The sequence below is a fragment of the Anaerophaga thermohalophila str. Valhall genome (assembly GCF_000250735.1).
GTDB lineage: Bacteria > Bacteroidota > Bacteroidia > Bacteroidales > Marinilabiliaceae > Anaerophaga > Anaerophaga thermohalophila_A.
Map to the genome: position 1 here is coordinate 47,201 of NZ_AHZV01000076.1, position 21,500 is coordinate 68,700.

The 21,500-nt window shown below is 40.5% G+C and carries 14 protein-coding genes and 1 other RNA gene; 3 read left to right on the forward strand and 12 right to left on the reverse strand.

What is annotated here, in order from left to right; all coding sequences use genetic code 11:
* Positions 1–257: 257 nt before the first annotated feature.
* From buk to pta, 5 genes are all read right to left on the reverse strand, one after another.
* The gene (gene buk / locus OQ5_RS0103460) at positions 258–1,334 is read right to left on the reverse strand and encodes a butyrate kinase (RefSeq protein ID WP_016776163.1); all 1,077 of its coding nucleotides are present in this window, start codon (positions 1,332–1,334) and stop codon (positions 258–260) included.
* A gap of 106 nt (positions 1,335–1,440) precedes the next feature.
* A complete protein-coding gene (locus tag OQ5_RS0103465; protein ID WP_016776164.1) occupies positions 1,441–2,337 on the reverse strand; it encodes a bifunctional enoyl-CoA hydratase/phosphate acetyltransferase in 897 nt (298 codons plus the stop codon).
* Positions 2,338–2,488: 151 nt separating this feature from the next.
* Entirely contained in the window at positions 2,489–3,706 is a 1,218-nt protein-coding gene (locus OQ5_RS0103470; RefSeq protein ID WP_016776165.1) for an acetate/propionate family kinase, read from the reverse strand.
* 11 nt (positions 3,707–3,717) lie between these two features.
* On the reverse strand, positions 3,718–4,677 hold the full coding sequence (locus OQ5_RS0103475) for a 3-hydroxyacyl-CoA dehydrogenase family protein (RefSeq protein ID WP_016776166.1): 960 nt from the start codon (positions 4,675–4,677) through the stop codon (positions 3,718–3,720).
* A 540-nt stretch (positions 4,678–5,217) separates the two neighbouring features.
* Positions 5,218–6,219, reverse strand: a complete 1,002-nt coding sequence (gene pta / locus OQ5_RS0103480; protein WP_016776167.1) for a phosphate acetyltransferase — start codon at positions 6,217–6,219, stop codon at positions 5,218–5,220.
* A 244-nt stretch (positions 6,220–6,463) separates the two neighbouring features.
* Here pta and OQ5_RS0103485 point away from each other — a divergent pair, with 244 nt between their 5' ends.
* From OQ5_RS0103485 to kdsA, 3 genes are all read left to right on the forward strand, one after another.
* Complete coding sequence (locus OQ5_RS0103485) at positions 6,464–7,741, forward strand: replication-associated recombination protein A (RefSeq protein WP_016776168.1); 1,278 nt, start codon at positions 6,464–6,466, stop codon at positions 7,739–7,741.
* Positions 7,742–7,776: 35 nt separating this feature from the next.
* Entirely contained in the window at positions 7,777–7,983 is a 207-nt protein-coding gene (locus OQ5_RS23370) for a hypothetical protein (protein WP_016776169.1), read from the forward strand.
* A 532-nt stretch (positions 7,984–8,515) separates the two neighbouring features.
* Positions 8,516–9,295, forward strand: coding sequence for a 3-deoxy-8-phosphooctulonate synthase (kdsA, locus tag OQ5_RS20155; protein WP_255297366.1), 780 nt, complete (start codon positions 8,516–8,518; stop codon positions 9,293–9,295).
* Here the strand turns inward: kdsA and OQ5_RS0103500 are convergent.
* From OQ5_RS0103500 to OQ5_RS0103535, 7 genes are all read right to left on the reverse strand, one after another.
* Positions 9,252–10,058 carry a M48 family metallopeptidase gene (locus OQ5_RS0103500; protein ID WP_016776171.1) on the reverse strand — a complete coding sequence of 269 codons (807 nt, stop codon included), beginning with the start codon at positions 10,056–10,058 and terminating at the stop codon, positions 9,252–9,254. The two genes, kdsA and OQ5_RS0103500, sit on opposite strands and share 44 nt — an antisense overlap.
* Positions 10,059–10,397: 339 nt before the next feature.
* Positions 10,398–11,705, reverse strand: a complete 1,308-nt coding sequence (locus OQ5_RS0103515) for a YihY/virulence factor BrkB family protein (protein WP_082179475.1) — start codon at positions 11,703–11,705, stop codon at positions 10,398–10,400.
* A 10-nt stretch (positions 11,706–11,715) separates the two neighbouring features.
* Positions 11,716–12,084: RNase P RNA component class A (gene rnpB / locus OQ5_RS21885), an RNA gene on the reverse strand.
* A 22-nt stretch (positions 12,085–12,106) separates the two neighbouring features.
* Positions 12,107–12,745: an SPOR domain-containing protein gene (locus OQ5_RS0103520; RefSeq protein WP_016776174.1), complete on the reverse strand. Its 639-nt coding sequence runs from the start codon at positions 12,743–12,745 to the stop codon at positions 12,107–12,109.
* A gap of 34 nt (positions 12,746–12,779) precedes the next feature.
* The gene (locus tag OQ5_RS0103525; RefSeq protein ID WP_176694053.1) at positions 12,780–14,852 is read right to left on the reverse strand and encodes an OmpA family protein; all 2,073 of its coding nucleotides are present in this window, start codon (positions 14,850–14,852) and stop codon (positions 12,780–12,782) included.
* A 30-nt stretch (positions 14,853–14,882) separates the two neighbouring features.
* On the reverse strand, positions 14,883–15,827 hold the full coding sequence (locus tag OQ5_RS0103530; RefSeq protein ID WP_016776176.1) for a PorP/SprF family type IX secretion system membrane protein: 945 nt from the start codon (positions 15,825–15,827) through the stop codon (positions 14,883–14,885).
* A 28-nt stretch (positions 15,828–15,855) separates the two neighbouring features.
* The coding region (locus OQ5_RS0103535) for an immunoglobulin domain-containing protein (RefSeq protein ID WP_016776177.1) at positions 15,856–21,500 on the reverse strand (5,645 nt) is incomplete at its 5' end.

A 21,500-nucleotide genomic window follows, 5' to 3' on the forward strand; every position in this document is an offset into this window, starting at 1 on the left:
CTGACATATTCAAAAAACTAACAAATTAGCATAAATAACATGTTTTTAGAGGTTTGTGTATTTTGTCAGACACATAATGTAGGATGATTTTTACAACCTTGATATACTGCATTTTAACAAACAAACCCTTCTATATGCTAACAATTGGCTTACAGCGTATTGCAAAAATTTAACGGAGTATTTTACAATAGTCAGTTAAAAAAAGCCTAAACGTTGAGACGCAATGACGCAAGGTTTTCATTATGGGAGAGTTGTTGTCAATACTCTTTGCATTCCATTTCCCCCTTCAGAACCTCAAGCGCATTCATGGCCAGTGCAGACATCTCATCTTCACCGGGATAAATTTTTATATTGCCTATCCAGTCGATATACTTACGGATATAGCCCACCACAGTATTGTTCTGTGCCATACCACCGGTAATTAAAACTGCATCTACTTCACCCTGCAATACAGAAACACATGCTCCGATATTTTTGGCCACCTGATACGACATAGCATGGAGCAGTAATTCGGCCTTTTTATCTCCGTTCAGGGCTCTTTCTTCAGCTTCATGAGCCTGATTGGTTCCCAGATGAGCCATCAATCCGCCTTTACCGGTCACTTTTTTTCGCATTTCATCGTGGCTGTACTTTCCACTGAAGCACATGTCAACAAGACCTCCTGATGGCAATGTGCCGGCTCTTTCAGGCGAAAACGGCCCGTATCCGTCAAGTGCATTATTTACATCAATAACACGACCTTTAAAATGAGCGCCAATTGATATTCCACCACCCAGGTGAGCAACGATCAGATTCAGTTCTTCGTACTTCTTTTCTACCGAACGTGCATAGTTCCTTGCAACCGCTTTCTGATTAAGTGCATGAAATATGGATTGTCGCGGTAACTCCGGAAGTCCGGTGATCCGTGCAACGTCATGCAGCTCGTCAACAACCACAGGGTCGGCAATAAAAGCTCTTGCTTTTGGAAGACTTCCGGCAATGTCGTCGGCAATTAATCCACCAAGATTACTGGCATGTTGCTGTTTTCCGCTACGACTTTTCAGGTCGTTTTTCATCTTTTCATTCACCTCATATACACCAGAGGGAATAGGGCGAAGCAATCCGCCACGCCCCACCACTGCATTTATACTTTCTACCTCAATACCTGCATGATTCAATTCGTTAAGAACAGCCTCTTTGCGAAACTCATACTGACTGGGAATATCGTCATACTTTGCCAGCTCTTCGGGCGGATGCCGTAATGTTTTTAGCAATATTGACTTGATGTTTTCGTAAACAGCAATCTTTGTAGATGTAGACCCCGGATTAATAACAAGAATTTTAAATTTTTCCATAATGATGTTTACCAATTGATTTAATGGCTTATATAGCCTGATTAAAAACAGATGTAGAAAATTGGCGGATTGCCTGAAAATCATCGAGGCTACTCAGCAAGAGATATCAAGCCAAAGCAGCAAGCAGGATACTGTAAAATTTACTCTCCTCCGTATCACTTCTTGATGTCAGAACTATAGGTGCAGAAGCACCTAAAATAACAGATGCAACTTTAGCATTGGCAAAAAAGACCAGGCTTTTGTATAAAACATTGCCAACCTCAATATCGGGCATTAAAAGGAGGTCTGTATCACCAGCCACTTCGCTTTTTATGTTTTTATGATGCGCGCTCTCAAAACTAACGGCATTATCGAAAGCGAGAGGGCCGTCGATGATACAATTTTTTATCTGGTCGCGCTGATTCATTTTACTCAACAAAGCAGCATCGGTAGTAGCCTGCATACTTTCATTCACCATTTCTATTGCACCCAGAACAGCCACTTTCGGTCTTTTAATGCCAAGAGTATTCAGATATTGCACCGAATTCTCCACGATGCATATCTTATCGCGTAGTGTGGGTGCTATATTCATGGCAACATCGGTAACTGCAATAAGCTTATGGTAGGTGGCCACCTCAAAAAAAGCCAGATGGGATAATAATCTTCCGGTACGAAGTCCCCAATCTTTGTTAAGAACACCCCGCAAAAGCACCGGTGTAGGGACTTTACCTTTCATCAGCACATCTGCTTCTCCGTCATGTACCATTCGAACGGCAATTTCTACACACTTTTCAGGATCAGATTCCTCGATAAAAGTGGAATTACCAAAGTCATATCCCTTCTCTTCAATAATGTGGTATGTCTCCTCCCTGTCGCCAATCAAAACAGGAGAAATAAAGCCAGCTTTATAGGCTTTGAAAAGGGCATTCAATGAAAAATTATCCTGCGAAACAGCCAGAGCAAGTTTCTTTGCCGGCTTTGAAGGATCAATCTGATTTTGTAAATCCGACAGATGTTTATACATACTCAATCCTTAATGTGAATAGAACATACTTCTTCTCTCACCCTGAGCTGATGAGCTGATGAGCTGATGAGCTATCAACCTGTTAACCCATTAACCCATTAACCCATTAACCCATTAACCTATTGACCTATTGACCTATCAACCTGTCCACCTATCTGTTAGCAAGTCCCTCAACAATATTTTTGGTATCCTGGGCAATCACCAACTCTTCATTGGTAGGTACAACCATGACTCTGACCTGACTTCCTGAACTGCTGATGTCCATTTCCTTGCCACGGAGCCCTTTGTTTTTTGACTCATTAACCTTGACACCCAAAAACGACAATCCTTCGCAGGCTTTACTTCTGACTATGTCTCCATTTTCGCCGATTCCACCCGTAAACACAAGAATATCAACACCTCCCATAGCAGCAGCGTAGGCACCTATATATTTTTTAATACGATATCCGTACATTTCCATTCCCAACCTGGCATTTTCGTCACCCTTCCCGGCAGAATCTTCAATTTCTCTCATATCTGACGATATACCAGTAACACCAAGCATGCCGCTATGCTTGTTAAACAAAGTAGAAGCAGAACGGGTACCTATATTTTCTTTGTCCATGATGAAGGTTACAGCACCTACATCAAGATCGCCGCAGCGGGTCCCCATCATCAGTCCCTCAATTGGCGTAAATCCCATGGAAGTATCTACAGATTCTCCTTTTTTTATAGCTGCAACAGAAGCTCCGTTTCCAAGATGGCAGGAAATTATTTTCTGAGTACTGAAATCTCTGTCAAGCAATTCACAGGCACGCTGGCTGACATAGCGATGACTGGTACCGTGAAATCCATACCGCCGGATACCATACTTCTTATAAAGGGCCTGAGGAATTGCATACATATAAGCATATTTGGGCATAGTTTGATGAAAAGCCGTATCAAAAACCCCAACCTGCGGAACATCGGGAAGAAGAGATGATATGGCATTAATACCTTTAAGATTCGGAGGATTGTGCAAAGGAGCAAGCTCGATACACTCTTCCATCTTTTTTATTACATCGTCTGTAATAAAAACACTGGAGTTAAACATTTCTCCACCATGAACAACCCTGTGGCCTACTGCATCAATTTCATTCAGATCATTAATACAGCCGTGTCTTTCACTTATTAAGACACCAAGAATGTAATCGATTCCTGTCTGATGGTCAAGAATTTCACCCTCAAGCAGCACTTTCTCTCCCGAAGATTTTTCGTGTTTAAGAAAAGACCCCTTAAGTCCTACTTTTTCAACCCCTCCTTTTGCCATAACATCCCAGGTGGAATCGACCATGTTAAACAACTGATATTTAATTGATGAACTTCCGCAATTAAGAACTAATACCTTCATTTCTAATATCTTTACTCTTCAATTTTATTTCCGTTGGCATCATATTTAAAAAACCCGTGTCCCGTTTGCACTCCAAGACGCTTGGCTCTGACAAGCCGCTTAATTAAAGGTGAAGCCTTATACTTTGGTCCTCCGAACTCTTCGTAAAGATTCTCCATCCATTTTTCCACCTTATTAAGCCCAATGATATCAGCCATTCTGAACGGGCCATATCGCATCCCCATACCTATTATCATTGTTTTATCGATATTATCAGCGGTAGCCACACCTTCCATCAATGCTTCACAAGCCTCGTTCAGTAGAGTTACAAACAGACGGATACTAATCAGTCCGGCCGATTCTTCCACCGGAATAACTTCCCTGTTGATAAGTTTTACAAAGGTGCAAACCTTTTTATATACCTCGTCGGTAGTATAAAGTCCCTTCACCACCTCGATAATACGAGCCTCGGGAGAAGTAACAAAGAAATGAAGACTAACACAGCGATCGGGATGTTCCAGTTCGCTGGCCAGTTCGGTAATTATGATTGTGGTTGAATTGGTTGCAATAATGGCATCGCGGTCAACCACCTGCTCTATTTTGTGAAAAACATCTTTCCGAACATCGATGCTGCGAAGACCGGTTTTCTCATCAGCCCGGATGGCTTCAATCACAAAGTCGGAACCGGCAAGATCCTGAAAATCAAGAGAACCCTTAATACGGCCCATAATGGCGCGTTTTTCTCCTGAAGTCAATCCCCAGCTCTCTATTCGGCTGTCAAGTTCCTTGCTGATGCTGTCCAGTGAATTCTGAATTTTTTCTTCGCTCAATTCAATAAAAACCACTTCAATACCATGCCATGCTGCAATACGAACTATATTCTGACCTTCCTTCCCGCAGCCTACAACACCAATTTTAGAAAACAGGGTTTTGACACGCCGCCTGGCACTTAAAGCATATCTTTCAATAGGTTCAACAACAATTTCTGCCATCTCTACATTCTTCTTTTTTGTTTTTCGGAATAAGACTATATAATAGATTATTAGATTATTAGATTATCAGATTATCAGATTATCAGATTATTCAATAGTCCGTCAAGCTTTTTTAAATACCTTATATTCAACTGGTTATATCAAAGGAGTTTATTTTAATAAAATGCATATTTTCAACGAGATACGAATCATCTTATATCTTAAATCTAATAATATAACGATCTATTGATTATTGAGTGAGGTCTAAAAAGCATCTTTGTTGCCAAACTCTGTGTTGTTTTAAATTTTTGCATCCTTATTAACAACAGGTTAACTCCGGTACAAAAATTTAAAACGCCTTGATTTTGACAAAAATATGCTTTTTATACCGCACTCATTATTAGATATAAAATAAATCTTACAGGCCTGATAACATGCATTTTGGTTACAAAAAAATTATTGTCATAAACATCTTATCATCAAATGCTTGTAAGGGGTTAACGAAATATGCTGTAATAGCAAATAAAAAGGCCGGGAAATCTCCGGCCGGGAACAATATAATTATTTACCTATTGCCTGATTAGCAGTAATTGCAACCAAACTCACAATATCGCTAACCGAACAACCTCTTGACAAATCATTAATAGGTGCTGCCATACCCTGCAAAACCGGCCCGATGGCTTCTGCATGAGCAAGCCTCTGAACAAGTTTGTAAGCAATGTTACCCGATTCAAGCGAGGGAAAAATAAAGACATTGGCTTTTCCGGCAATTTCACTGTCCGGGGCCTTTTTGTGTCCAATTTCAGGAATCACTGCAGCATCTACCTGCAACTCTCCGTCAATTTTAAGAGAGGGATCTTTTTGTTTGGCCAGTTCGGTAGCCTTCACTACTTTATCAACCATTTCATGTTTGGCACTTCCCTTTGTGGAAAAGCTCAACATGGCGATCCGGGGTTCAAAGCCAAGAAGATTTCTGGCGGTTTGCCCCGTAGAAACTGCAATTTCAGCGAGTTCATCAGTTGTTGGATCCGGATGAACGGCACCATCAGCAAAAATAATAATGCCATCTTCCCCGAATTCTTTATCTTTGAGAATCATTATAAATGCCCCCGAAACAACGCTAATGCCCGGTTGAGTTTTAACAATCTGAAAAGCAGGACGCAACACATCGCCTGTAGCATTATCAGCACCGGCAACTTCACCATCGGCGTCACCATTCCTGATCATCAGAACCGAAAGATAAAGGGGATTCTCCACAAGCTTCGATGCTTCCTCATGTGTCATTCCTTTCTTCTTTCTTAACTCAACAAGCAAATCAATGTATTCACGTTTTTTGGGATGATCAGAAGGATCAACAATTTTAGCCCTGGTAATATTCTTCAGAACCAGGCGACGGCTTTCCTTTTCAATGTCATTAGGGTTGCCGATAAGAATAATATCGGCAAAACCTTCCTCAAGAACTTCATCGGCAGCTCTTAAAGTTCTTTCTTCTGTTCCTTCGGGAAGAACTATTCTTTTCTTGTTTTCAGCAGCACGTACTTTTATTTTGTTTAGAATATCCATAATTTGAAATGTATTTTATTTTTTTCGCAAAATTAGCAGAATTGCTATGATTTTACCTGTTTTTTATCATCATTTAATATGTTCCTCAGCAGGCTTAAAAAACATTAAAACAAATATTGGTTTTTGTCACATTATTTGGAATTTACGGCACTTTTTTCAATTTTCCAAACATTTTGTTTATAAGAAATTCAGGGCTAAATATTTTCTTAACTTTGTCAGCAAATAATAAAAAGACTCCCTTTGTATGAATGGATATCCCCCTCTGGCAGAACGAATGCGACCACGAACACTTGATCAATACATTGGCCAGAAACATCTGGTTGGTAAGGGATCAATATTGTATCAGATGGTTACATCAGGGAGGGTTTCTTCTATTATTTTATGGGGACCTCCAGGGGTTGGAAAAACAACCCTTGCCAGGATAATTGCTAATCAGCTTGAACGACCTTTCTTTGTTCTCTCCGCCGTGAGCTCAGGAGTAAAAGATGTGCGTGAAGCGATTGAAAAAGCCAAAAAGTCAAGATTTTTTAACTCGGCATCTCCCATCCTATTTATTGACGAGATACACCGGTTCAGCAAATCACAACAAGACAGCCTGTTAGGCGCTGTAGAAGAAGGCACTGTTACGCTGATCGGTGCCACTACGGAGAACCCTTCGTTCGAAGTTATTTCTCCCCTTCTTTCTCGTTGTCAGGTTTATGTACTGAAACCCCTCGAAAAGGAAGACTTGATGGTACTGTTCGGTCGTATATGCACAGAAGACCCGGTATTAAAAAACAGGAAAATAGAATTGAAAGAAGATGATGCTCTTTTCAGATTTGCAGGAGGAGATGCAAGAAAATTCCTTAACATCATTGAGCTTATCAGTAATTCATTCACCGACGAAGAAACCATTGAGATAACCAATGAGAACGTAACCAGACACCTTCAGGAAAACCCGGCTCAGTACGACAAAAACGGAGAAATTCATTACGACATCATTTCAGCATTTATAAAATCCATCCGCGGCAGTGATCCAGATGCGGCTGTTTACTGGCTGGCCAGAATGGTTGAAGGTGGTGAAGACCCAAAGTTTATAGCCCGGCGATTAATCATTTCGGCCTCTGAAGATATCGGACTGGCAAACCCGAATGCATTATTACTGGCCACTAATGCATTTGAAGCCATTAACATGGTAGGATGGCCCGAGTCACGAATCATTTTGAGTGAGGTAACCATTTATCTTGCTACAAGTCCTAAAAGCAACTCTGCCTATAAAGCCATCAACAATGCTCAGGAAATTGTACAAAAAACCGGAAATCTTCCTGTACCTTTGCATCTGCGAAATGCTCCGACTAAATTGATGAAGCAACTCAACTATGGAAAAGAATACAAATATGCCCATGACTTTAAAGATAATTTTGTAATTCAGGATTATTTACCTGAACAAATTAAAAACACGAAACTATTCTTTCCTCAGAATAACCAGCAGGAAGCAAAAATTGCAGAACGGATGAATAAACTTTGGAAAGGAAGAAAATAAATGATCAATTATCAATTATCAATTATCAATGATCAATGACCAATTTATATATTTCAAATTATCAATTTATCAATTTATTAAACACGAAACACGAAACCCTGATTGAGGTTGAGATTGAGGTTAAGGTTAAGGTTGAGGTTGAGGTTGAGGTTGAGGCTGAGGCTGAGGTTGAGGCTGAGGTTGAGGCTGAGGTTGAGGCTGAGGTTGAGGCTGAGAATTCACCACAGAGAACACAGAGATAGAAGGCAGAAGTTAGAAACTCAAAACACGAAACTCGAAACACGAAACCCGCATTGAGATTGAGGTAAAGGTTGCACCACAGATAACACAGATTCTTTGCAAGCAAAGCGGCAGAGCCGAGCGTACACAGATTTTTAAAGGACAAAGATCAATTAAAATTTTGAAGATGAAATGTAAGATGAAACCAGTCCCGGGAAATCCCCAATAAATAGGGACAGACAGGAAAGGAGTTTCATTAGGCCTTGAAAAATAAATTTTATACTAATGAAACGAGCATGGCAAGGATTTTCACAAGAGAACATGTATAAATCCCCATCACACGAGTTTCATCAGACCAATAACTTAGACTAATTTTATGCAAATGAAACGAGCATGACAAGGGTTGTGACTAATGAATATGTATAAACTTTAATCATGTGAGTAACATTCGGCCAATGACTTAAATAAATTTTATACGAATGAATATCAACAGCATTCCGAAAAATTAAAAACGCCGGGAGCAATCAGTTTTTTCTTCTGGCCGGACCATGTGCCATTGAGGGAGAAGAGATGGCTCTAAGAATTGCAGAAAAAGCGGCAGAGGTAACCAATGATCTGAAAATTCCTTATGTATTTAAAGGCTCGTATCGTAAAGCCAATCGTTCGCGCATTGATTCGTTTACGGGAATAGGTGATGAAAAAGCGCTTAAAATTCTCAGAAAAGTATCCGAAACATTTGATATCCCAACCATAACCGACATTCATTCTGCCTCCGAAGCAGCAATGGCAGCCGAGTACGTTGATATATTGCAAATTCCGGCTTTCCTGTGTCGCCAAACTGATATTCTGGTGGCGGCAGCAAAAACAGGAAAAGTTGTCAATATTAAGAAAGGCCAGTTTCTGGCACCCGAAGCAATGATATTTGCCATTAATAAAGTGCGCGACAGCGGTAACGATCAGGTAATGGTAACAGAAAGGGGGACTACTTTTGGTTATCAGGATCTGATTGTAGATTACCGCGGTATTCCCGTCATGCAAAAGATGAATGTACCGGTAGTACTTGACATCACACACTCATTGCAGCAACCCAATCAGGCAACAGGCGTAACCGGTGGCAAACCGGAACTAATTGAGACCATAGCAAAAGCAGGGATTTCGGTAGGTTGCGACGGTATCTTTCTGGAGACTCATTTCGATCCTGCCAATGCTAAAAGTGATGGTGCTAATATGCTACATCTCGATCATCTGAAAAGTCTGCTCACAAAGCTGTCCATGCTGCGCAGAACTGTCCTCAATCTCCATTCGGATTATAATATTTCATCGCCTCGGGCATAAACTCTTTTAAATTGTTTACCCTTGTTTCGTCGGCCGGGTGCGTACTCAAAAATTCAGGTGGTTTTTGTCCCCCGAGCTCGGACATACGCTGCCAGAAGTCGACTGCTTCTTGTGGATTGTAACCGGCCATTGCCATGAAAATCAGCCCCATTTGGTCGGCCTCTGTTTCATGAGTGCGTGAATAAGGTAATACATAAGCCAATTGACTACCAAGGCCATAAGCAGCCATAAATATATTTTTCGTTTGCTCGGGTTTTTCATCAATGGCAATGGCCAGAGCAGTTCCAAATCCCTGAACAGTCAATTGCTGGCTCATTCTTTCGTTGCCGTGTCGGGCGACAGCATGAGCAATTTCGTGTCCCATTACTACAGCAAGCCCCGTTTCGTCCTCGGTTATTGGCAAAATACCGGTATAAACAACCACTCTACCCCCGGGCATACACCAGGCATTAGGAGTATCATCTTCTACCAGGTTGAATTCCCATTCAAAATTCTTCAAACGGTCACTCATCCCGTGCTCTCTGAAATATTGTTCTACCGCAGAGGCAATCCTGTTCCCTACCCGGCGAACCATTTCAACATTTTTCTTATCTTCCGATAATTTGTTCTGACTTAAAAATTCGTTGTATTGACTTAAACTCATTGCCATTATTTCCGATTCAGGCAAAAGATTCATCTGCTTTCGTCCGGTTATCGGAACTGTTGAACAAGAAATCAGAAATATACTGAAGGCCAGAAAACCACCTAAGAAAAGTTTATTCATCTTTCTCATAATTACGCAAAATAACATTGGTTAACACCAAAATAGTATCAATCTTTTGTGAAACCAATATAAGCATTTCCGTAAATATTTTCTATCTCTGAATTGAAATTTAATAAGTTTTCACCATGCTGAAGCTTGCTTCTAATCCCATTTTACGGCATTGTTGTACAAAGCCTTCATCTAACTCAAACTATAAAAAGCTCTATACCGATCATTTATCATACGCAGTTAGATGTTTGCTTATCAGGCAAATCTTCGGAACAATCTGAAAAATTCTTTTCTGCACAAGATTTATCACATATGCCTTCTGCCTGTTAAACTTCTGCCTGTCTGTTACTTTTAAATATCTTTCAGTAGAATGTTTTCCTGCGATTCATAGACAACCCGGTCAAAACTGTCAAATTTTGTTCGAATCAGTTCGGCAGCATTGGTTCTCTCAAGAATGGTTTCAGAATAACCCGTATGTTCAATTTGATGTAGAATATCGGAAATGGTCATTTTATTAATATCATATGCTGGCATAATCACAGTATCGTCCTTACTGTCGTTTTCGAGTTCTGCCAAAACACCGGCATCAAAAAGTTTATAAACAAGATCGGTAACCAGTCTGATGGGCAGTTTCAATTTTTCGGCCAGATGAGATACTGAAAGCGGCTTTTCTTTTCGATCAAAAGCTTTGACAACCTCTCTTACAATTAAGATGCTCACCAGTTTTTGAGCATATACGCTCATATTACGTGTATCAACTTCGAACTCAAAACTTCTTTCATTTTGATGGGCAAAAGCCAGCTCGGCACCAAAAAGCACAATATTCCAACTTGTTTGCATCCAGATCAGGAAAAGCGGTAAGGCTGCAAAACTGCCATAAATAGCATTATACCGTGAAACACCAACCTGAAAATAGATGTATCCGTATTGTACCGCCAAAAAAAGTGTCCCTGCAATCACTCCTCCGAAAACAGCAGAAAGCGGTTTAACCCTGGTGTTGGGCATGATCATGAAAAACAAGGAAAAAACAAGCCAGACCAGGAGATATGGAGCAACCCAAACCAAAAAACCGCTGGCATAACTAACTACCCCCAAATCGCGCATCTGATTGGAAATAAAAACAACAATACTGCCGGAAGTAACCAATAAAAGAATACCAACCAGTACCAAAGAAACGTAATCACTAAATTTTCTAAGAAGAGAACGGGATTTTTTAACGTCCCAGATATCATTAAATGATTCTTCAATGCTGTTCATCAGCCGCATTACCAGAAACAGTAAAATACCAAAACCAATACCGGCGATCATTCCCCCTTTGGTGTTGTCCAGATAGTCGAGTGCAAACTCCTGCACCCATTTAACTACTTCTTCGTGTCCGACAAGACGTTTTTGAAGTTCCTGTTCCAACGTTTCCCTAAAGCCAAATCCCTTAGCAATTCCGAAAGCCATGGCAACAACAGGAACAACAGAGAGAAGAGAAAAAAAAGTGAGTGCCGATGCCTTTATCTGACATTGGTCGATTACAAACCGGCGAACAGCAAGTGAAAAAATGCGAAGAAAACGGATTAACCAAAATTGCCGTTTACTTGTTTCATCCCTGCTAATTCTCCAAATGTCTTCTAACAGGAATATTCGTATTTTGTTAAAAAGATCCTTCATGAAATAAAAATAAAACAGCAAACCTGTAAGCCGGATTCTGTACCCTGTTACCAGGGTGCCTGTCATTGATCTGCGAAAGCAGTCACCTGCTTTCTTTAGCGACCTACCCTTCCCGGCTTCCAAAAAAAGGAACCGGAGCGAGCAACCCCGTACCTGAAAGGAACCGGGATATACATGGTCTTGCAACCCGCGGGGTGTACGGCTTCCGGTGTCACCACCGAAACCGGTGGGCTCTTACCCCACCTTTTCACCCTTACCCGAAGGCGGTTCTTTTCTGTTACACCTGCATGGCCTCACGGCCATCTTCCTGTTAGGAAGCGCGGCGCTCTGTGTTGTCCGGACTTTCCTCCCTTATTTGGGCGACAGGCCGGCTTGCTGTTCATACAAAAATACAAAAAATACTACTCAATTCGGTAAGGTTTGTATTTCTCTAAGGGAACCAAATGTGCCTGCGGATATCCCATCGACTTTATTCGTTCCAATGCCCTCTCTGCTTCTTCACCTGAATAGCGGCCTACGGTATATCTGTAAATTCTATCATCCGGATAAAACTCCATTACATCATCAAATTCTTCAAATTCAGAAGTATAAACAGGATATCGGAATGCAGCAATCTGTACAGTATAATCCGTGTTTTCATCTACTTTATATTCGGACGAGACCTTTGTCGAAGTACCTCTTTTCAGGTTATAGTCGCGAACATCAACCACAAAACATTCAGTATATCCCATTGATTTTACCATGGGGATATTTTGTCTGGCCTCCTCTTTTGAATCAAACCCTCCAACAGTATAACGTACATAACCATCGGCACAAACATATTCGTTCGCTTTATCAATGTTTTTAAAAAAAGAAGGATTTTGCGGCGGTCTTTTCAAAGCAAGAATCTGAATTGCAAAGTAGGGAGAAGAAATTTCATGAACTGCAACAATTTTTTTGGCAGAACGCAGATGGGCGAGTTTATCCGCCAATGCATCACCCCAAAATGAATGCAATAACAAAACCGCTCCCAAAAAAGAATATTTGAATATTTTTATCATTGTTTACGATCTAAATTTTCTATTCTTGTTTTGTTTATTTCAGCATTCTCCATACAACTACTTCAATTCTCCGGTTTTCGAGATGTTCACTTTCGTCGCACACCTTCCCGCGATGACATTTATTTACCAAATATCTCTCTCCATATCCACGCGGAATTACATTTTCGTCATCAATTCCTCTTTCCATCAGATAGTTTTCAGCCTTCTCAGCAACCTTTTGTGAAACCAGCAAATTGTTGTATTTATCACCTCTGGCATCAGTATGGGAGTTCAGCTTAACAACAACATTCGGATTATTTTGCAAATATGCTGCCAGTTTATTGAGTACCTCCCTTCCTTCATCGGTAATACTTTCTCCACGATAAGGAATAATCATTGTTCCGATATCATCAAGGACAACATCATCAAAAACAGGTGTAAGGGCGATGCCGTTTCTGGCAATGTCTTCCAGTTCCATGATATCAACAATCATATTCATCTTTTTATATTCATCCCCCCTGGTAACGGATATTTCAAACGACTGATCCTTTTTCCTGTATTCATCCGGTAAAATCAAATGCACTCTTCCGTTTTTATCAGTACTTCCCTCTACCACAGTTTCATTTGTGGAATTGTCTTTGAGAAGAATAGAGGCCTTTTCAACAGGAGTCCCGTTAAATGTACTCGTTACACGAGTGGACAAGGCATCCGGAAATGCCGACAAATCCGGCTCCGGCTCAGGTTCGGGTTCAGGTTCGGCATCAGGCAGTACCTCGAGACCTCCCATAGGCATTTCCTCTTCAACACTTACATCCTCATCATACAAAATACCACCCATAGGTAACATTTCTTCCGACTCTTCCTCTTCATCTTCTGGATTTCTGGGCTCAACATAAAAAATTACATCTTCACCGCTACTAATCCTGTTAGAAGACAAAAATCCCCGGTTGGGATCGTTTGGATCTATCACATACCCGAAATCATCCTTATTGGAATTAAAAGGTCGCATCATATTCATCGGATTACCCCATGAAGCTTCTCCTGTTTTTTCTGCTTTGAAAATATCCAATCCGCCAAATCCTTTCAACCCGTCGCTGCTGTAATATAGTACATAATTTTTGCTCACAAACGGGAACCGTTCATCACCAAATGTGTTGATTTGCGATCCAAGATTTCTCGGTTGGCCAAACCGGCCGTCGTCATAACGTTCTGCCACATAAAGGTCGGTTCCACCGTATCCTCCCTTCATATTTGAGGCAAATACCAGGTAGCGGTCATCAGGCGTTACTGCAGGATAGGCACAGTCGTAGTCATTACTGTTAATTGGTAGCACCCTTTCGTTGACCCAATGCTCTCCGTCAAACTCGACAGAATATATCTTTATCCGACTTTCTCCGCCGGGGATTCTTACCGACCTCGTATAATACATGGTTTTCTGGTCGGAAGTAAAAGAAATGGCCCCCACATGATAATCAAAGACCATATTTTCGTCGAAAAGGCGTTTACTCAATATCTCACCGCTTTCCCCCAGTTCAGAATAATAAAGATTCAGGAATTCCTTTCCATACCTGTCGACATTCCCGCTACCACCTTCATCTTCGGACGATGAAGAATAAACAACTCCGTCTTTGTAATACTGAATACCAAAGGATTGCCCGAAGGTCAAAAAATCAGAGGGGTTAACATAGAAATTTGGATTGAACTCGTTATGCTCAAGGGCCCAAACACAGGATTCCATTAATTTCTTGATCTGAGCCTGATTTCCCACGTTATATTGTCGTGTTTTCCGGTACAAATCAATGGCTTCCTGATAAAAACCGTTTTTATGAGCAGATAGTGCATAATTGACAAGGTCTTCGGGCTTTAGTTTCCCTTTCAGATCATCAAAAGCATTATATGCCCGATCAATTTCGTTCAAATAATAATAGCAATGTGCTATTCGTCTCTGAACATCGACAGATAACTCCTCTCCCTGGTTTTTTGCGTCATTATAATACTGAAGGGCCTTAAAGTATTCCTCATTTTCAAAAAACTTATCTCCTCTCCTTATGGTTCGGCTCTGTCCCAGTACCATTGATAAAGAGAGGATGAAGAGCATTATAAGTGAAAATATCTTTTTTAGCTTCATATTGCAAAAATTTCGAAATGGAAGAACACATCAAAAATATCGTATAGAACGCATTCCTGGTCTGCTGTTAAACGAAAAATCAAATTGCAGACTAATTTCATGTGTTCCGTAATTGTTGAACTGGTTCAATTCACTTATCGGATAATCAAAAGAATACCTTACAGTAAACTGATCATTGATAATATATTCGCCCAGGAAAACAACATCGGAAATGGTCCGGTAAGACAGTCCTAACCAAAGTCTGTCCATAAACATAACGTTTCCGGTAATATCTAATTGTAAGGGTGCACCATAAACATACTTCACAAGCATGGTTGGCTTAATTATCACATCCTCAAGCTCAAAAACATAACCCCCGTAAAGATAGGAATGCATATTCTTCAGATCCAGTGTATTTTTAAAGTCATTAACATTGGGGTCTTCATCAAACTGGTTGCTAAATATTTTTGGCACAGAGAATCCTGCAAAATAGGTGTCTGAATAAAAATAAGCTCCAAATCCAACATTAAAAATCATCTTTGATTCTTTACTGTCGAAGACGGGATCACCCGGATCATTAACTTCGGCTTTGGTTCCGTCCCATACCAATGAACTAACCCCGGCCTGCAAACCAAATGAAAGAAAACGATCGTTACGGTCGATTTGCAATTTGTATGAAGCGGCTGCAAATGCATCAAAAGTATTACTAAAGCCAATATGATCATTAACAAGAACCAGACCGACTCCCAGGTTGGTTTCTTCGATGGGACTGTGAACATTTAAAGCCTGGTTCATTGGTGCTCCTTCCATTCCAAGCCATTGGCTCCGGTGTATCAACAGTCCGCTTATAATATCCCTTGTACCATTATATGCAGGATTTAATAACCCCTGGTTGGCAATATAGTGATTGAATTGATACTGGTCCTGGGCCTTTAAAGAGGCCCCGAAAACCAACATCAATATCAATATGCCTGTTATATATAACCTTTCCTTCATAGTTACGGGTTTAGAATTATGCTTGCGATTAGCGACGAAGTTCGACGAAACCGTTGAATTTCTTAATAACCGTTTCTCCATCTACATTAGCCTTTATTGTATAAACGTAGAAATAGACTCCGTTGGGTAATTCATCGCCAATAGTTACCATGTTACTTATATTTGCTTTGCCATCCCAATCGTTCTTATATACTTTACCTTGGGAACGATAGACTAACGTTCCCCACCTGTTAAACACTTCTAAGGTGCTTTCTTCAGTCTTCGACTGGTTGGAAGATATTACAAAATACTCATTTATGTCATCACCATTTGGAGAGAAAGCATTGGGAATAAAGATGGATCTATCCTCTGTCATATTTTTATTACCAACATAAACAAATATTGTGTCCTGATCCCACCTTGACGGTTCTAAAAGATTCTCTACACAATAAATAATGGTGTCCACACCGAAAAATGAAGGTGCTTTAGTATACTCAACAAAACCTGTGGTTGGGTCCTTAAATTGTATTAGACCAAAATCAGCTTCATAAAAATTTGTCCCGGTTTCTGAAAAGAAGAAATTCAAGTTATCAATATCAATATGAGTTTTTGTAACATTGACAGTCACTGTATCACTAACTTCATTATCATTAAGATAAATGAATGCAGGATGTGCTTCTAACATATCTTCAAATACATACAAGACGCCATTGTATGGAACAGGCTCACATGGTACATCAGAGTACTGAACAAATAACTGATATTCTCCCGGATTATTAATATCAATGGTGCCACCAATGCTACTATCAAATTCTACTGTATCTTCCTCTTCATTAATGAGGTAATAATTCAAATCACTTTGCATATTGGCAACATCAATTGATAACCCATTGTCTCCAAGATAAAGTGTGTCATTAGCATTAATCCCTCGTAAAATGTCGCTAATATAACTGTCAATATATTCGGGAGAAGAATAAGGAAATACCATCACTGTATCAAACTCGCTTTCACAACCTGAAGACAAATCAATAGCATTGATAACATACTCAGAACTATCAAGGGCTTCAAAAGCAATATTATTCCCATCTTCTCCAAATAATCTTCTCAAATATGTTGAAGTATCTTCTGAACGATAAAGGTAATATGCATAATCAGACGATGAATTTTCAATAAAAACAGTTCCTCTATTTGGGTCTTCGGAGCAATAAAGAACTGTATCGGAAGAAATATCCGGAGGATTAACAGCTTGAGCAACAGAGATACTGATTTCACTGCTATATTCCTCGCCACAGAACCCGGTACCATCAGAAACACGAACATAATATCTTTGAGATATTTCTGTACTGTCGAACGTCCAGCTAATTGTATTATCAACCCCAACGCTCCCGTTAATATGACTTAATACACTTTGATTCTCATCTGCCAATTCATAAGTCCACTCCTCTGAGTCTATAAAAGCAGTTATTGAAATGGGCTCTCCATGACAATAATTCATGCTGTAATCCTCTACCTGAGCTGGCAATACAATCTCTCCAGTCTCTATGTCAATTTGTTCTGAAATTACCGCACAGGAACCTCCCCATGATGCTTTTACATAGTAGCTTCCACTGGCAACCGGTGAAATAACAAAATTGCCATCGCTATTTGCTGTTCTGGTAATTATAACAGAATCAACATTTGAAATCTCAACCAATTCATAATCTACACCCGATACCGCATTATCGATTTCTATTCCTGTATATTCCTGACCACACGAAACAACTGGATTTGTAACAAAATTTGGTTGGAGCGGTGTATCCTGATAAGTTACTCTTACAGTATCTTTCATACTTGAGGTACAACCTGTCGTTTGATTTCTTGCAAAAACAGTATATGTACCATTAGGAACTAGTACATCAAAAGTAATAGGCCCACCGTCATATCTACCTTCTTCAACATCAGCTTGTCCGGCATTTTCTTCAAGCAGAAAATAATCTACACCAAATTCGGATCCATTCAGTCCAACTTGTGCACCCCCAGCAGACATATCGCAATAAACACCTGATCCGGTCATTTCAAAAGCCTTTGGTAAAGGATTAAATTCTATTCGAATACTGTCCATCACCATTGTGCAACCTGAACCATTATTTGCTTCCAGATAGAAGTAACTATTGGAAGAGACATCGGGGCTAAAATCAATTGGATTTCCATCCCCTGACACACTTGTACCATAAATATCATCTGTTGCAACAAATCGTAATGAGTAGGTCACCCCTGTTTCACTACCTGTTGTGCTGACTGTTGTAGCGCCATCACCCTGACATAAATTATCATCAGCCTGCAAACCGTAAACCGTCATTGCACCGGCTGTACTAATATTATCAAGTTTACCACTCGCATCTTCCAATCGAACTTCGCATCCGGTGTTCCCTATAGCGGTGATATAGTAATTACCGCCACTGTCCATAATCGAGTCAGGAAATGCTATCGTATCTAAACCTGGTTGTGTAACTTCAACAAAACTACTATAAGCACTTTTATCTTCGCGCCATAGATAATATGTAACATTTTCTTCCGGTTCCAACACGGACACCACTGCTTTCTCACTGCCACAAGGATCCCCGGAAACAGAAACAATATTTACATCAATATTTAATGTACTATCCGGAGCATCATACTCTACAACTTTAACAGTGTCTTCAAAGTTTCTTTCACACCCGGTTATTGTATTAATAGCATGAACAGTATAAGAAGAGCTGTCAACAACAGCAAAACTTAATGTTGAGCCATTGCCACTTACAGCACTTCCATAAGAGACATCATCCACAACATCAAACAATTGATATTCAACGTCGTTTTGGGAATTCTCAATATACAAATAAGTTTCTCCACCCGGACAGAATCCTAATTCTCCCAGTATCGGTCTATTTTCGGGCAATGGGTCTGTCTCAACAGTTACTGAGTTACTTACAGATGAAACACATCCCAGATCATTAGTTTCTGATATAACATAATACTCACCCTCAGAAGCGAACCATTCTGTTCCGTCAGCATCATTTATGAAATTAACATCAGCACCGCCACTCACTCCATTATGCACGGCCACAGTATCATTGCTTTCATAAATAAGATAATAGGTTAATCCTTCTTCCTGATTTTCCAAAGTAAGATTTACACCTTGACCTCCTTCACAATAATGGCCTCCATTTGAGGCTGATAAATTTCCCGGACCAGGTAACGGAACTTCCTCTACATCAATACTATTATTCATCAAATATGGACAACCTCCGGATGAATAAGCCACAACGGTATATTCACCTTCTTCATCATACATACCTAAAATGAGAGGAGCAGAACCATCACCGGTAATTGTATCAATTTCAATTCCGTCACGACGTAAAATATAATCAACGTTGTTTTCAGAACCTTCGAGGTAAAGCTCTACACCATCCGGATCACCTTCACAGTAACGACCATTGTTTTCTGCCTGCAAATCAAATAATTGAAGTTCATCACCCTCGATGGTAAAGCTACCTGCCATCATGGCACTACAACCAAAACCGGTGATTGCCCTTATGGTATAAGTACCAACAAAACTGTATGCATTATCAAATGTAAACGGTACACTTCCACCATTTTTGGTCTCAAGAACCTGACTTCCATTCAGTATTAATTCGTATGTATAGGCACTCCATTGATCTTCAAGACCTATTATGTAACCACTTCCGGCATTACAGTCACTCACCGTAAGCCCACCCGGGACAGGCACTAATGTTCCGTCAACAGTCATCGTATCAACTGTTGGTAATGGATGTTCAACTATTTCAATGGTGTCACTAAGTTGATATTCAGAAGGCACAGCAGCACGATAAGCTTTTACAAAATAGTTGGTGCCAACAGGCGGGTTATCATCCACCACATTATTCCATATTACCTGATTGTTTCCATCATAAATAATTGAAGGATATGAGGTAGCACTTTCATCCTCGAAAACAATCTCATAAGTAATATCCAATTGCGGATTGGTTACTTCAACCGTAGCACCGCCTGAACCTTCACAGTATTCCTCATTAATTACATCTACAAGTGGTAAATCAACCCCTTCATAAACACTCATTATCAGATAGTCGTCGGTACGACAGCCAAAGGTGCTGTATACCTGAACACTTACAGAATCACCATCAGCAAGTGTATTAGTGGTATATGTATCACTGGACCCATTCTGTACTTCATTTTCATTTACATAGAAAACAAAACTGTCACCTCCACTTCCGTTTGCAGTAAAGGTAACTTCGGTACCTTGCAAAGCAGAAGGTGGATCAGCAACCAGATTAACTTCCGGTAATGCGTGCACAATGACATCTTCATCAATTGTGTTACTCGGACATCCATTTCCGTCATCATCAATCGCAATGACTTCGTAATTCCCTGCATCGGAAAGAGAGGCATTATTAATAGTATATGGGTGGGTGCTTACCCCCGGTATAAGAGTTCCATCCTGGTACCATTCGTATGTATAGTTTCCATCACCTCCACTGGCCTGAACCATAATAACAATCTGTTCTCCTTCGCAGACTTCTGTTACATTTCCAGGGTTAAAACTGATGGTTGGATTTTCCCTTACAGTAATATCAATAGTATCAGAAATATCTTCACAGCCACTTCCAAATACATGAACATAAACCTGATCACCGTCATTAAGTTGATCAGTTACATACTCATCATTGGCATCGGGCCCCTGAACGGGACGCCATGTGCCTGCATCACTATTGAACCGGAAGAATTCGTATTGATCACCACCAGCGGCAGTAAAGGTAATCTCCTTATTATTTTCGCAAACGGTAGTTGCCGAAGCAGAAAGCGTAGCAGTAATTTCTATGACATTTACATCTACTTGTGCTGTTCCTGAACAGGTAACACCATCAGTAACAGTTACCGTATAAACACCATCATCACCAGAGACGGTAACAGCCGGAATTGTAATTTGCTGACCGGACATAGTTGACCCGTCTGGCAATTCCCACTGATATGAATATGAACCATTACCTCCTGTTGCATTGGCATCAAGCTCAAGATCATCACCAGCGCAAATATCCATTTCCGGATCGCCGGCATTAATAGTAACAATCGGATTTTCATTGACTGTCAGTATCATATCGTCAGCTGCACTAATACAGCCATTATCATCTTCAACTGTAACACTGTAGGTGGCACCATCATTGGCCAGTTCAACGTCAGTCCCTGTAAGTGTTAACTGACTGGAGGCTCCACTTGCAATAACATTTCCGCCTCCGTCGTACCACACAAAGTTAACATAATTACCGCTTCCTCCCGACGATGAAGCTGTTAAAGTTATGTCGTGTCCGTCACAAGTGGAAGCATCGTCAAGTGTTACAGTAGGCAGACTATTAACAATAACTGTTGTTGTTTCTGTAGCACTGGAACATCCATTGGCATCTGTTACGACAACTTCATAATCGCCTGCGTTGGCTAAAGTAACATTCGTGATAGACGGATTCTGATCAGAGCTGGCAAATCCGTCCGGGCCGCTCCAGGAATAAGTGTAAGGCGTGCTTCCTCCTGATACAGAGACTGACAAATTCAAAGTTCCTCCTACACATACAGGGCCGTCGTTGTCAATATCATCGATTACAGGATTCTCATTCACTACAACAGTGGTACTACCTGTCGCTGAACCACAGCCATTGGCATCGG